The sequence below is a fragment of the Halorussus limi genome, from assembly GCF_023238205.1.
GTDB lineage: Archaea > Halobacteriota > Halobacteria > Halobacteriales > Haladaptataceae > Halorussus > Halorussus limi.
Window position 1 is genome coordinate 2,838,185 of record NZ_CP096659.1, and the last position, 13,572, is coordinate 2,851,756.

13 protein-coding genes are annotated in these 13,572 nt (G+C 66.9%); 9 read left to right on the top strand and 4 right to left on the bottom strand.

Features of this window, described 5'->3' with window-relative positions:
- Positions 1-90 precede the first annotated feature (90 nt).
- Positions 91-264, top strand: a complete 174-nt coding sequence (locus M0R89_RS14605; protein ID WP_248649816.1) for a hypothetical protein — start codon at positions 91-93, stop codon at positions 262-264.
- 53 nt (positions 265-317) lie between these two features.
- Here M0R89_RS14605 and M0R89_RS14610 read toward each other — a convergent pair whose 3' ends face one another.
- Positions 318-1,544 carry a DUF7405 family protein gene (locus tag M0R89_RS14610; protein WP_248649817.1) on the bottom strand — a complete coding sequence of 409 codons (1,227 nt, stop codon included), beginning with the start codon at positions 1,542-1,544 and terminating at the stop codon, positions 318-320.
- Between the two features lie 175 nt (positions 1,545-1,719).
- On the opposite strand from M0R89_RS14610, the gene M0R89_RS14615 reads away from it, so the two are divergent.
- From M0R89_RS14615 to M0R89_RS14625, 3 genes are read left to right on the top strand one after another with little or no spacing between them, the layout of a single operon-like run.
- Positions 1,720-1,860: a hypothetical protein gene (locus M0R89_RS14615; protein WP_248649818.1), complete on the top strand. Its 141-nt coding sequence runs from the start codon at positions 1,720-1,722 to the stop codon at positions 1,858-1,860.
- A gap of 3 nt (positions 1,861-1,863) precedes the next feature.
- Positions 1,864-2,172, top strand: a complete 309-nt coding sequence (locus M0R89_RS14620) for a hypothetical protein (protein WP_248649819.1) — start codon at positions 1,864-1,866, stop codon at positions 2,170-2,172.
- The gene (locus tag M0R89_RS14625) at positions 2,165-2,410 is read left to right on the top strand and encodes a hypothetical protein (protein WP_248649820.1); all 246 of its coding nucleotides are present in this window, start codon (positions 2,165-2,167) and stop codon (positions 2,408-2,410) included. The genes M0R89_RS14620 and M0R89_RS14625 overlap by 8 nt, the downstream gene beginning before the upstream one ends.
- Positions 2,411-2,530: 120 nt before the next feature.
- Here the strand turns inward: M0R89_RS14625 and M0R89_RS14630 are convergent, their stop codons facing one another.
- Positions 2,531-3,157: a TorD/DmsD family molecular chaperone gene (locus tag M0R89_RS14630; RefSeq protein WP_248649821.1), complete on the bottom strand. Its 627-nt coding sequence runs from the start codon at positions 3,155-3,157 to the stop codon at positions 2,531-2,533.
- Positions 3,158-3,159: 2 nt separating this feature from the next.
- The gene (locus tag M0R89_RS14635) at positions 3,160-5,367 is read right to left on the bottom strand and encodes a hydrogenase iron-sulfur subunit (protein ID WP_248649822.1); all 2,208 of its coding nucleotides are present in this window, start codon (positions 5,365-5,367) and stop codon (positions 3,160-3,162) included.
- A 188-nt stretch (positions 5,368-5,555) separates the two neighbouring features.
- On the opposite strand from M0R89_RS14635, the gene M0R89_RS14640 reads away from it, so the two are divergent.
- From M0R89_RS14640 to M0R89_RS14655, 4 genes are read left to right on the top strand one after another with little or no spacing between them, the layout of a single operon-like run.
- Complete coding sequence (locus M0R89_RS14640; protein ID WP_248649823.1) at positions 5,556-8,855, top strand: molybdopterin-dependent oxidoreductase; 3,300 nt, start codon at positions 5,556-5,558, stop codon at positions 8,853-8,855.
- A 59-nt stretch (positions 8,856-8,914) separates the two neighbouring features.
- Entirely contained in the window at positions 8,915-9,562 is a 648-nt protein-coding gene (locus M0R89_RS14645) for a 4Fe-4S dicluster domain-containing protein (protein WP_368408878.1), read from the top strand.
- Entirely contained in the window at positions 9,559-10,356 is a 798-nt protein-coding gene (locus M0R89_RS14650) for a hypothetical protein (protein ID WP_248649825.1), read from the top strand. Before M0R89_RS14645 ends, M0R89_RS14650 begins: the two co-directional genes overlap by 4 nt.
- A complete protein-coding gene (locus tag M0R89_RS14655; RefSeq protein ID WP_248649826.1) occupies positions 10,353-11,450 on the top strand; it encodes a cytochrome b/b6 domain-containing protein in 1,098 nt (365 codons plus the stop codon). Before M0R89_RS14650 ends, M0R89_RS14655 begins: the two co-directional genes overlap by 4 nt.
- A 69-nt stretch (positions 11,451-11,519) precedes the next feature.
- Here M0R89_RS14655 and M0R89_RS14660 read toward each other — a convergent pair whose 3' ends face one another.
- Positions 11,520-11,918 (bottom strand): hypothetical protein, encoded by a 399-nt coding sequence (locus M0R89_RS14660; protein WP_248649827.1) that lies wholly within the window; start codon positions 11,916-11,918, stop codon positions 11,520-11,522.
- Positions 11,919-12,391: 473 nt separating this feature from the next.
- On the opposite strand from M0R89_RS14660, the gene M0R89_RS14665 reads away from it, so the two are divergent.
- Entirely contained in the window at positions 12,392-13,561 is a 1,170-nt protein-coding gene (locus M0R89_RS14665) for an archaellin/type IV pilin N-terminal domain-containing protein (RefSeq protein ID WP_248649828.1), read from the top strand.
- Positions 13,562-13,572: the final 11 nt, after the last annotated feature.

A 13,572-nucleotide genomic window follows, 5' to 3' on the forward strand; every position in this document is an offset into this window, starting at 1 on the left:
CGAGCGTCTTCGACTCCGAACTTCCGTTCGACCGCACTACCGAGCGCACGAGGGGGAACGCATAAGTCACCTCTCGTTGCACGGTAACACATGACGCACGAAGACGCCGGCTGGCGGCCCGACCTCGGTCTGGAGGAGTACGGGGGAAGCGAACTCTGGGACCACGGCATCGGCCCGCACGAGGTCAACTCCGCGGAGGTGGACGGCGACATCGCGTTCCCGAAGGAACTGAAGGAGGGACTCGCGCAGTTAGACGACGAGTAGGGCGCGCTCACGTTCGGGCGAACTGCTCGCGACAAGAAGCGCGCTCGCGCCGCCTACAACCTCGGAAACGCCCGCTTCCCGCGGGGCGGCACGTAGAAGTTCGCCCGCGACCGAACGCTCACGAAGTCGAGGATGCCGTTGTTCTTCCGGTCGGTAATCTCGGGGCTGTCGTCGCGGACGTACCACCCGTTCATCGCCTTCCGGGTGCGCTCGAAGTCGGACAGCGACTGCTGGAGCGAGAGGAAGTGGACTCCGGCGTGGCCGCCGTCCACGGTGTTGAAGTCCCGACGCAGGAGGACCGGTTCGCCGTCCTTCCGCGTCTGGGCGACCTTCTCCTGATGGCCGACCACGTCGAACTCGCGGGCGTGTCGCGCCACTTCGTCGCCGAACGGCACGTCGTCTGTGAAGTTCGCCACGTCCGCCGGCGAGAACTCGGGCGAGAACATCCGAGCGACCCGCTCGTCGTCGTCGAACGCCTCGAACCACCGGCCGAGCGACTGGCGGAGGTGGCTGAGATGCATCGTCGTCCCGCCCGCGTACGCGCCCGAGTCGATGGTCACGCGGTCCTCGCCGGCCTGCGTGCCCCGGAAGCCCGACCGGAACCCCATGAACATCCGGTCGCCCTTCGAGAGCGGCGGGCTCTCGGGGATGCCCTCGGCGTCGGTGTGTTCGACCGGCAGGCCCGCACCGCGAAAGCCGGTCCGGCGCGCGGCCACGTCGAAGACGTCGCCGAGGCGGTCCCCGACCGTTTCGCCGGCCAGCGCGTCCCGGTTCCCGAACGTCGCGGCTTCGGCGGCCCGGAGATTCGAGGCGGCGTCGCTGGCCAGCACCAGCGCGGCGTCGAAGTCGAGCAGTTCCGGGTCGTCGGTCCGCGAGAGGACCTGCGGGCGTCGAATCGGCGCGTCGCCGAGGTTCCCGAGGCGCTCGAAGTAGCGGGTGCCCCACGCCAGCGAGTGGAGCAGACCGTCGCTCGACCACTCGTAGGCGGATTCGAGCGTCCGCATCGCGCGCTCGACGCGTTCGGCGCTCTCGACCGACGGCGACTCGGCGAGGTCCAGCAGGAGAACGAGGTGGTGGCGCGGAAGCAGCGGATTGCCGTGCCGGTCGGTCCGCGAGGCGGCGTTCCACGCGTGCTGGCGACGCGGCACGTCGTGAGGGTTCTCGGGCAGGTCGAGTTCGGTCGCGCGGCCGCCGGTGGCCCGGAACTGCGAACAGCCCGCGAGTCCCGCCGCGGCCGCCGCGCCCGCGAGTTTGCCGAGCAGTCGGCGTCGTGAGGCCATCGTGGTAGTCGAACTGGCTAGCGCGGGCACAGGCAAAAGGGTTGTTCCCAAATAGCACGAATCGGAGAACGGTATCGCGAGCGGCGCGGAGACGCCGGCGGACTCGGGAGCGACGCCGCCACGGATTCAAATGAGCCAGAAGAATTTATCATGAACGACCCCAAAGCTTCGAGTAGTGGACCCGACCGGACCGCTCCACGGCGGGGCCGGGACGAACCTGCCGCTCGCGCTCGACGCCGCGGGCGCGACGCTCGCGCTCGGCGCACTCGTCTTCGGTCTCGTCGTCTACGACGCCTATCGGACCTACTGGGGGTAGCACATGCAGGGAGACCATCGCACCGAGTACGCGAGCGCGACCGACCGACGCGGAGACGCCCGACCGAACCGACGCCGAGCGGTGGCGTTCCTCCGCGGGTCGGTGTACGCGCTGACCGGTCTGCTCGGCCTGTCGCTGCTGATTCTGGGCACCGTCGCCATCATCGCCGAGGTGAAGGGCACGTGGCACTGGTCCATCCACCTCGAATCCACCCTGAGCTACGTCGGCCTGTTCGTCCGGTACCTGCTCGCGATGCTCGTGCCGCTGTTCGGCCTGTTCGTCGCGGTTCGCGGGCGGTGGTCCGATGCGTGACGGAGCGCTCCCCGACCCCCGACAGGTCGCGCGCGTCGCACCTCTCGTCGTCGTCGGCGTGCTACTGGTGGTCGTCGCGGGCGTCGGAGTGGTCGCGGCCGTCGCCGAGACCCAGCAGACGTGGACGTGGTACTTCCGGATGGAGCAAGCGATTGCGACTGCGACGCCCGTCGCGCTCGCGCTCTCCGGGGCCTCGCTGGTGGCGCTGTTCGGCGCGGTGCTGCTCTCGGGCGAGTGAGCGCTACACGGCGTAGAAACCGCCGCTCACGTCGCCCGACTTCTCTATCACGAATCGACCTTCGTACGCGTGCTGTTCGTCGCCGGAGTGCTTCGCGTCGAGCGCGCGGACTTCGCGATGCTACACCATCTGGGCGACTAGTTCGTCCTCGAACTCGGCGAACCCGGCCGCGACCTTCGCCCCGGCCCGGTAGAGCGGTTCGTCGGTCTCCGCCAACACGTCGTCGGCGAACGCCTCGACCCACTGCAAGAGGTGTTCGTCCAGAAACACGCGCTCGAAGCCGAACGTCTCCTCGTCGCCCCGGCGCTGGCGGTCCACCAGATAGCGCAGGAAGGCCAGTTCGACGGCGAGGTGGTCGTCCTCCTCGGGGTACTCCTCGGGCGGCGACCACCCGGCCGCGGCGTAACTGGCCGACACCTCCGCCAGTCCCTCGCCGAGGAAGTCCGCGTCCTCCCGGTAGTACGTCTCGTGGGCGAGGACGGGCGGACGCGGGCCGACGAAGACCCGCGTGTACTCGGTCGCCAGTTCGTCTCGCACCGCTCCGACCTCCCGGCCTTCGTTGGCGTCCACGAAGCGTTCCAGTTCCGCGAACCCCTCGTCGAGCGCGGGGTTCACCTCGTCGCCCGGTATTCGAACGTCGCCCTCCAGCAGGTTCGCCACGAACGACTCTCTGGGCGCGTCCCAGAAGGTGTCGATGGCGTAGTCGATGATTTCGATGCGCGCGGCGTAGAGTTCGGTTTCGTCCATGATTACCCCTCGAACAGCAGTCGGGCGCGGCAGTCGCCGCAGTACTCGAAGACGCTGTGGTCCGAGTCGGGCGCGAGTCCAGCGACCATATCGCCGACTTCGCCCTCGATTTTCTCGGCCGAGGCCTCGCTGGCGAAGGGGTCGCCACAGCGCACGCACTCGCGCATCTCGCCCTCCATCACCGTGACCCACGCCGGGTCCTCGCCGTCCTCGACTTCCGCCGCCCGGTTCTCCGGGAGCAACGACAGGTCGAGGCCGTCGCGCATCGCAATCGCGCTCTCGGGACACCCCTGCTCGCAGAGGCCGCAGTCGACGCACCGCTGGTGGTTGAACTGCAGGTCTCCCTCGCGCCGTCGAATCGCGTCGGTCGGACAGAGGTTCGTGCAGGTCGGCGTCAGCGCGCAGTCGTCGCTGACCGCCATCCGGCCGAAGTCCGTCAGGCCCCGAATCACCTCGCGCTCGGGGTCGGCGTGGTCCAGAATCGCCCGGACGCTCTCTAAGGTCCAGCCGTGACCGTCGAACTCGGGGTTCGGTCGGTCCTCGTCCGCGATTCTTCCGGTCGCCTCGTACTCGCCCGCGGGGACCGGCGACTCGCCGACCGCCTCCGCGAACTCGTCCAGCGACGCGGCGAACGTCTCGGGGTCGCTCGGGTCGGGCGCGAGGAACGTCGCGCGTTCGCCCAGTCCGAGGTCGCGGGCCGCGCGATTCACCCGCTCGACCAACTCCGCCTTCGGGTCCGGCCCGGAGTGCTGGCACTCGTCGCCGCAACCCACCAGCGCCACGCCGTCGGCCCCCGCCGCCAGCGCGTGCATCGCGTGGGCCTCGCCTACCGCGTCGGCGCAGGGGACCGAGACCGGCAGGATGGGGTGATACGAGAAGTCGGCGTCTCCGCCGTCCTCGCCGGCGGAGCGCGCTTCCCGCCCGTAGGTTCGGAGCGCGCGCCGGGCGCGCTCCGAGCAGACGAACGCCACGACCTGCTCGCCGATGGGGTCGTTCCCGCCGAACAGCCACCCGCCCGAGTCCGGCGGTTCGAGCAGGGCCTCGACCTCGCGCGCGATGCGGCGGTTCGAAGGCTCCCGGAGTTTGGTCGCGCCGGTCGGGCACGCGCTCGTGCAGGCCCCGCAGTCCTGACAGGCCACCTCGTCGAACTCGACCGCGTCGATTCGCGGGCGCTCGACAGCGCCGTGGGGGCAGGCCTCGACGCACTCGTTGCACCCCATCTGGCTCGATTCGCCCGACGCGCACACGTCCATCTCCAGGTCGAGGTGTTTGGGCTTCTCGACGCCGCCGAGCAGGTCCTCGACCGCCGCGATGGTGCCCGCGTCTATCGGCCCCGTGTAGAACCCGACGCGGCCGCCCCTCGTCTCGCGGTCCGCGCCGGGGTACACGACTTGGTCGGCCGAAATCGTGCGCTCGACGCCCGACAGGTCGATGGCGTCGGTCGGGCAGCACTCGACCCACTCGGGGGTTCCGCCGTCGGCGGCCGTTTCCCCGTCCGTCGTCTCGCTCGCTCCGTCACCGGCCGCCGCGGCGGCCTTCAGCGAAATATCGACCGGGAGTCGAGTGACGCCCGCGTCGGGACCCTTCCGGACGCACTCCATGCACCCGACGCAGTCCTCGGTCACGCGGGAGTCGAGCGCGATTTCGAAGTCGCCGTACCGGCCGTCGACACCGGCTACGCGCCCGCGCTCTATCGTCACGTCGTCGAGGTCGGCGTCGGAGTCGGCGAAGTCCTCGCCGTCCGCGACCAGCGTCACGTCTGCGGTGTCGGCCAGCGCGGCCGCGGTCTCCGGGTCGCCGACGACCGCGACCGAGCGACCCGCCTCGCGGGAGACCGAACGCGAGACGGCCTCCTCCCGAAGGCCCGCGAATCTGGCGTTCAGGAGTCTGGCGGTCTTCTCGGTCGCCGCGGGTTCGTCGTGGACCCACCCCGCGCCCTCGCGATGGTCGACGAACGCGGCCGCGTCCGGGTGGAGTCCCTTCTCGGCCGCCAACTCCCGGAACGTCTGCTTGCACCGCGACTCGGCGGCCGTGACGACGAGTTGGTCGAGTTCGTACTCGTCGACGACGCGGTCCATCGCGGCGAGTCCGTCCTCGCACAGCAGGCGCGAACTCGCCACCACGTCCACGTCTTCGACGCCCTCCCGCACCCCTTCGAGGTCTACGTCGCACGTATCTGCGCACGAGCAGACGAACACCCCCGTGTTCATGCCCGTGCTGATACACTCGGTTCGGACAAAGGTCTTGCCCCACGTTAACACTACTTCACCCGATTCGTCCACCGCCCGGAGTGTCGAACGCTTGTCCCTTCCACCCGAACTTTAATGATTCTTAAAATTGAAGTCGGGCTAGGGGATTCGGTGGCAAGTGATGACATACCACATGATACGGGGGGACTATGAGCACCCAACCCACTGAACCGGTTTCGCTCGACCTCGACCGACGCTCGTTCGTGAAGGCGAGCGCGCTCGCCGGGGCGGTCGCACTCGGCGGTAGCGCGACGGGACAGGTCCTCGCGCAGGACGAGAGCGGCGAGGACGAACCGGAGGGCGCGCTCGGTCAGACCGAGACGGTCAAGACCATCTGCAACTTCTGCGCGGTCGGTTGCGGATTCAAGGGCGAGCGCAAGGGCGACGCCTTCGTCGGTCAAGAGCCGTGGCACGAACATCCCGTCAACAACGGGTCGCTGTGCTCGAAGGGCGCGGGCATCTACGGGAGCGAACACTCCCCGAAACGCCTGAAACACCCGCTGAAGCTCGTGAACGGCGAGTGGCGGAAGGTGTCGTGGGACGCCGCGATGAAGGAGGTCGGCCAGAAGCTGAACAAGTATCGCGAGGAGTCCGGCCCCGACAGCGTGATGTGGCTCGGGAGCGCCCACCACTCCAACGAGGAGGCCTACGCCTTCCGAAAGCTAGCGGCGTTCTTCGGCACGACCAACGTGGACCATCAGGCCCGAATCTGTCACTCCACGACCGTCGCGGGACTGGCGAACACGTGGGGGTACGGGGCGATGACCAACACCATCAACGACTATCGGAACTTCGACCTCGACATCATCATCGGCCAGAACCCCGCCGAGGCCCACCCGATAGCGATGCAGCACATCCTCGAAGGCCAGAAGCGCGGGGGGAAGATAGTCGTCATCGAACCGCGGTTCACCAAGACTGCGGCCCACGCCGACCACTTCTACCGACTCCGGCCCGGCACGGACACCGCGCTGATGATGGGCCTCCTGCGCTACCTGCGCGACCAAGGCGAGTTGGACCAGCAGATGCTCGGCGAGCGCGTGAACGGGTGGCCCGACGTGGAGGCCGAACTCGACCGGTACGACCTCCAGACCGTCTCGGACATCACGTGGATAGACCCGGCCGACATCCGCGAAATCGGCGACCTCGTCATCGAGAACAAGCCCAGCGTCCAGATAGAGTGGGCGATGGGCGGCACCCAGCACAACAACGGCACCCAGCACATCAGGTCGTACGCTCTGCTGAGTCTCGCCTCCGGGTCGGCGGCCCGGTCGGGCGGCGGCCTGCAAGTGATGCGGGGCCACTCGAACGTGCAGGGGGCGACCGACCTCGGGCCGAACAGCCACATCCTGCCGGGCTACTACAGCGTGACTTCGCCCGGGTCGTGGCAGTACTGGGCCGACGTGTGGGACCAGAGCCCGTGGACCAGCGGGAATACGTCGTTCAAGGACCTCAACAGCCGGTACGACAACATGCCCAAGCAGAAGTGGCAGGACCAAGCGGCGGAGGCCACCTCGGCGTTCATCAACGTCGGCGACGCCAAGGTCCCGAGTCGGTCGATGATGTTCCAGAAGGGGCTGACGGTCGCCCGGTGGTTCGAGGGCGCACTCCCGAAGGAGGAGCGACTGAATAAGGCCCAACTCTACCAGCCGAACCGGCTTCGGGCCGCGGTGTTCGACGGCCACTCCGCAAACTCCATCAGCGAGATGGACAAGCAGAAGAAGGCGATGGAGAACCTCGACCTGCTGGTCGTCGTGGACATGTTCCCGTCGCTGGCGTCGGTCATGTCCGAACGCGACGACGGCGTCATCATCCTGCCCGCGTCGAGTCAGTACGAACACCACGGCACCGTGACCAACTCCCACCGGTCGGTCCAGTGGCGCAACCCGGTCCGGCCGCCGAGCCACAACTCCAAGACCGACATGCAGATAATTCAGGAGTTGGCCGCGGAGTTGGGTCACGGCGAGCACTTCGACTGGGGCGGCGGGCCGGAACTGTTCAACGGGAAATCGACCTACGAGCAGTGTCTCAAGGAGATAAACCTCGGGGTCCGGACCATCGGCTACCAGCAGGACCCCCAGCGACTCCAGCGCCAGTACGAGTACGACTACGCCTTCAGCACCGAGGACTTGGAGGGCAAGTCCGGGCCGGTCGAGGGCGAGTACTGGCAACTGCCGTGGCCGTGCTGGGGCGAAGGTCATCCGGGCACGCCCATCATCTGGCGCGACGATTTGGACCCCAGAGACGGCGGACAGGACTTCCGGGCGCGGTGGGGGACGAAGGCGCCGACCCGGAAGGAGTGGAACCAGATGGTCAAAGCCGGCGACATCCCCGACGAGAAGCGGTATCCGTTCGAGAAAACGGTCCAGCAACAGGGCCAGAAAGGGTTGGACATGCTCCGCGCGTCCTACGACCCCGACTGGTGGAACGGGCAGGGCGAGATTCAGGGCGTCCCGCAGTACCCCGGTTTCCACGTCGTCTGGCCCCAAGACATCACCAACCCCGACGCGCTCTCGGTGCCCTACGAGTACGCGCTCCGCGAGGACAAGTCGGTGTTCGACACCGCGAAACGGCTCAAGCAGATGAAGCAGAACGGGAATCTCAAACCCGCGAACGCGGTGTCCAGCATCAACCCGCAGGAGTACAGCCAGTACGACTCGAAACAGCCAGACGCCCCGACGGGCCGGGGAAGGGCGCGTGCGGTCGCGTGGAACTTCCTCGACACCGTGCCGGTTCACCGCGAACCCATCGAGAGTCCGCGGCCGGACCTCGTCGAGCAGTGGCCCGCGAACGGCACTCAGACCAACTTCTACCGCCTCGACCAGGATAACGCCGCCATCCAGAAGACGGCGACCAAGAAGGCCAACCAGCAGGGGATGGACACCATCATGACGACCGGGCGGCAGGTCGAGCATCAGGGCGGTGGCTCAGAGTCGCGCTCGAACGTCTTCCTCGCGGACCTCCAGCCACACATGTACGCCGAGATTCACCCCGACAAGGCCGAGACCATCGGCCAGAACCAGCAGGGCGTCTCGGCGGGCGTCGATGGCGGGGACCTCGTCGTCGTCCAGACGACGGACCGCGGGTCGGTGGTGGTGAAGGCCCGCGTGACCCACCGGCCCAACCCCCGGGAGATATTCCTGCCGTTCCACTGGGGCGGGGTCTTCCACGGCAAGAGTCTGGAGGAGAAGTACCCAGACGGGATGGTGCCCTACGCCATCGGCGACAGCGCGAACATCGTCACGTCGCGGGGCTACGACGCCGAGACCCAGATGCAGGAGACCAAGCCCGCGATGGTCCGCCTCTGGAAGGCGACGAAGTCGAAGATGCAGGACCTGAACATGTGGGAGGACGGCCGGATGGTGGGCTTCGACGCCGAGTTCCCGCAGGACCGCGACGGCGTCGGCACGCAGAAGGACTTCGACGTGCGCGACCGGCAAACTACGCAGTGAGGTGATAGAGCATGTCCAAAAATCAATCACAGGGTCAGGCGGACCAGAGCAAGGAGGTCATGCGGTCGGGCGTGATGAGTACCGGGGAGGGCGCGCGCATCTTCCCGGACGTGGAGGCCTGCATCGACTGCGGCGGGTGCGTCGTCGCGTGCAAGCGCACGTGGGACGTGCCCCGAGACGAACAGCGAATCAGCGTCGCCACGATGATGGAGGGCCAAGAGGCCGCGGAGGGGTTGAACGCCAACAGCGCACGGGCGCTCCAAGAGGGCAAGAAACCCGGCGAGACGTCCATCCCGATGCAGTGTTACCACTGCGAGAACGCGCCGTGCGTGTCGGTCTGCCCGACGGACTCGCTGGTCAAGCAGGGCGACGGCTTCGTGGAGGTGCGCGACAGCCTCTGTGTCGGGTGTCAGTACTGCCTGTCGGCGTGTCCGTTCGGCGCGCCGCAGTTCCCCGACGCCGACGACGGGAGCGCCCAGATAGTCGGTAGCGGCAGCGTGATGGACAAGTGTACGATGTGCGAGGAGCGCCAATCGGAGACCGGCAAGGGACCGGCCTGCGCCGAGGAGTGTTCGACCGACGCCATCCTCGTCGGGAGCGCCGACCAGATAGCCGACGAACTCGACCGGCGCGGGTCGGACGTGTTCTTCAACGACGTGGCGATGGAGATCATCTTCGGCGGCGATGCGGAGGTGTTCGGCGGATGAGCGACCGCGACGGCGACCGGAGAACCACCGCGGACCCGGAGACGGATGAAAATACGGCTAAAAGAACGGAGAAGAATCGCCAAACGACGGAAAATATTTCCGACGGGAGCGGCCAGCGTCCCGAGGGTCGGACCGAGCGTCGCGACGGTCGAACCGAAGACCGCGACGACGGCGAGGTCGAGTCGGTCCGCGGCGAGCGAGCGACCGGCACCGACCCGGTAGGGACGGCCGACGCCAGCGCCGCGGAGACCCGAACCGCTCCCGACGACCCGGAGGACCCCGACGAGACCGGCAGCGACGACGGCGGCGGTCTCTCAGATGCCGCGGCCATCGCCGTCTCGGCTCTGGTCGCGCTGGTCGCGACCGCGCTCGCGTACCTCTGGGCCTCCGGGTGGTTCGGGTGGGCGACGTTCTACGAGTCGCTGTTCCGCGTCGCGCCGACCGTCTCGGGCGGCGGCGTCGGCACCGACTGGGTGGTCGGCAACACCGTGCCGATTCTCGACGCCGCCATCGCCATCACCCACGCCGCGGACGTGCTGATGGGGGTGTTCATCCTCGGGATGGTGTTCCTCCACTGGTCCATCTTCCGACGACTCTCGACCCGGATGCGTCGACCGGCGCGGCGCGAGACCGGCGAGACCGTCGCCACCGACGGCGGGGCGCGAAACCCGGAGACGGATGGGGGAGCGCGCGACTCCGAAACCGACGGGGAACGCGACCTGGAGACGGACAGCAGGACGCACGACCCGGAGAGGGACGACGAGGCGCGAGGCGAGGGAGGTGACGGCCCGTGACCAACCTCGACCACGGGAAGTTCTCGCGGACGACCACCGTCTTCCACTCGCTGCTGGCGCTCGACGTGTTCGCCCTCTTTTTCACGGGCTACGCCGTGATGTTCAACGACGAACTCTGGTGGCTGGTCACGCTGATGGGCGGCAACACGGGGGTGCTGGCGGTCCACCGACTCGCCGGCCTCGTCCTCGTCGCGCTCGTCGTCTTCTGGCTCACGCTGACTATTCTCACGCCCGGCGGTCGCCGGGGAGTCAAGTCGGCCATGCCGTCGAAGAAGGACGTTGACGCCGCGATTCAGGACGTGAAGTTCGCGCTCGGCCGGGCCGACGAGCGCCACCCTCACGCCCGCCAGTTCGCGGGCTACACCGCCGACGAGGTGCCCCTGCTGAGCTACGTCGGGAAGGGCGTCGTGTTCATCTTCTCGATAGAGTTGGTCCTGCTGATGATTTCGGGCCTGCTCATCTGGAGCAAGGTCGGCCTGATGCAGTACTTCGCCACGAAGACCGCCGCGGCGGCGTTCGTCACCTTCCACGGTCTGCTCGGGGTCATCATGCTGATGGGCGTGATGTTCCACATCTTCGAACACGGCTTCCACCCGGCGTTCTTCCCGGTCGAACTCAAGGCGTTCGTCCCGAAGGACCTCACGCCGGAGACCCACGCCGACACGGAAGTCGCGGTGGAACACGAGGTCGTAGAGGAGGAAGTCGTCACCGACGAGGAGGGCCGCGTGGTCGAAGACGAGGTGGCCGTCGAGGAGGAGGCTGTCGAGCGCGAGTACGAGGGAACCGGCATCGAGCAACTGATACTGTCGAGCAACTGGAGTTGGGCCGCGAACCTGATGGGCGCGCTCACCGTCGTCGGTATCGTGAGCGTCCTCGTCGGGAGCATCTTCGACGAGGGGTATCCGGTGCCGCGCGAACTCGCCGTCGGCGGCGGCCCGACCAACGCCCTGCTCACGGTCGGCATCAACGTCGGCGTCCTCGTGCTGTTCGTCGGACTCGTCCTCTCGATGTACGGCAACGTCCTCAGGAAGCGCTACGAGGCGCAACTCGAAGAGCGCCGGGAGCGACCCGTCGCGGACGCGAGCGACGACTGAACGCTCCTCGCTCACCCTCGCTCCGAACCCGGACACGCACCGTCGTATTTTTCTCCACCGGAGAGCGACTCACCCGACCAACTCGGCGGCCTCCTCGGACAGTTCGACGGCCACGTCTTGGCGGGTCTGCTGGCTGACTTGGTCCACGTTTCGGGTCAGCACCTCCAGAATGTCCTCGGGTTCCGGATACACCAGCATGTTCTGCTGGTCGTCCTCCATCACGAGTTGGGTGTCCGAGAGCTGAATCTGGTCGTTCTCGATGCTGGCGACGATGGCCGGCAGTACCTCCTCGCCGCCGGGGTCGCCCTCGGCGACGCGGGTGATGTACAGCGAGTCGATGCCGATGAGGTCCTTGTACTCCCGGATGCGCTCGGCCAGCGCGACCATGTCCTGTGTGACGGCGGTCTTCTGGGGATTACCGTGAGTTCCCTCGTAACACTGCTTACACACCCGCAACTCCATGCGCATGTCTACCACATAACGTGGTCGAGGGTATTGACGATTGCGCCTCGCTTACCGAGTTTCTGTCTGCTCGACCCCGACCGCATATTCACACCTCTCTATTCGCCGGAGAGACGACCTGACCGGGAATTTTTAGAAATCCAAACGCCGAATCTGTGGCCCGGCTAATCCACTAATTCGATATAGCGCCATTCAGTTCATAAGTCTCGTTCGAGACGCCGGAAACAACATTTCGAAAATAGGTATGTGGAATGTCAAGTATTGGGGTCCCGGAAATCGACTGCTCAACCACCACGATTCAGACCACCGTCGGCCGGCCGACTCCCTCCGACCTGTACCGGCCCACCACTCGCAGATTCGCCACTAGACGCCGTTGGAGGCATCCCCGTAAACTGGCGACGTCCGCCAACCCAGAATTCAGACGACTAACTAGCGAAAGTGTATTTATTACCCAAGGAATAGGGATGTAATCAGGGACGATGCGATTCGGTACTCGGTCGATAAGTCCGGTGGTGGGCGTCGCGCTGTTAGTCGTCGTCGTGGTCGCGCTCGCGGTGGTCTTCTTCGCAGCGGTCGGGGGCGTCCGACCGTCGGGGGTCGCGCCGCAGGCCGCGACGACCGTCGGATTCGAAGCTACCGTCGACCAACAGACCGGCGCGACCAACCAGTACATGATTCTCCGCCACGGGGGCGGCGAGACCATCGACCCGCAGAACCTGAAGGTGGTCGTCCGCGCGGGCGACCGACGGGTCGTGAACCCCGAAATCGAGACCGGCGGTGCGCTCTCGGGCGGGGACGCGACGCGGTTCAACCTCACGGGCGCGGACCTCTGTTCGTCGTCGGCCGACGAGGCCACCGTCGACGTCTATCACGAACCGACCGGCAAACCGGTCGCCGAACAGACGATTCGCATCGAGCGAAACGCCTCCTTCGAGGTGGTCGACAACGCGGTCAAGTCGGACGTGCCCTACGAGGCGACGGTGACGATTCCCGGAAGCGGGTACGCGACGCTCGAAAACCACGACGGGACCGACTACTACCTCTACTGGCCCGTCGAGTCGCGCATCGTGGTCTCGGGACCGAACACCGCGCGCACCCTGACGCCGTTCCCCGACGGCGACCCGAACGACGCGCTCACGGACACGACCGACGACGACATCAACAATCCGGTCTACTCGTTCCCGATGACCTACGAAACCGACCGCATTCCGGCGGAAGCGAACGTGACCGTCGAGATGAAGTCCTACGTCTTCGGCGGCGACGACTCGGAGATTATCGGCGAAGGCTCGACGCGTTCCTACGCGGGCACCCAGTACGAGGAGGCCCACGTTCCGCTGGACGACTACGAGCGGACCATCGACAGCAGCGACCCGAGCGAGGACAACGTCGAAATCCTCCGCGACGGCGACAGCGTGCCCACATGGGGCGAGTCGAGCCCCCATCAGGACGACTTGCAGGACCTCCTCCGGAACCGAATCGACGGGAGCGGCAATCTGAACCTCTCGGACAACGAGTTCGTCGCCGTCTTCGAACTCAACGAGTCGCTCGCGAGCGGCGACTTCAACGACGTGGTGGCCGTCATCGAACTCGACCCGCGTCCGACCTACGAGGAGACCGAGGAAGGTCACACGCTCCGGTGTGGCAACTGACCCGGTGCGAA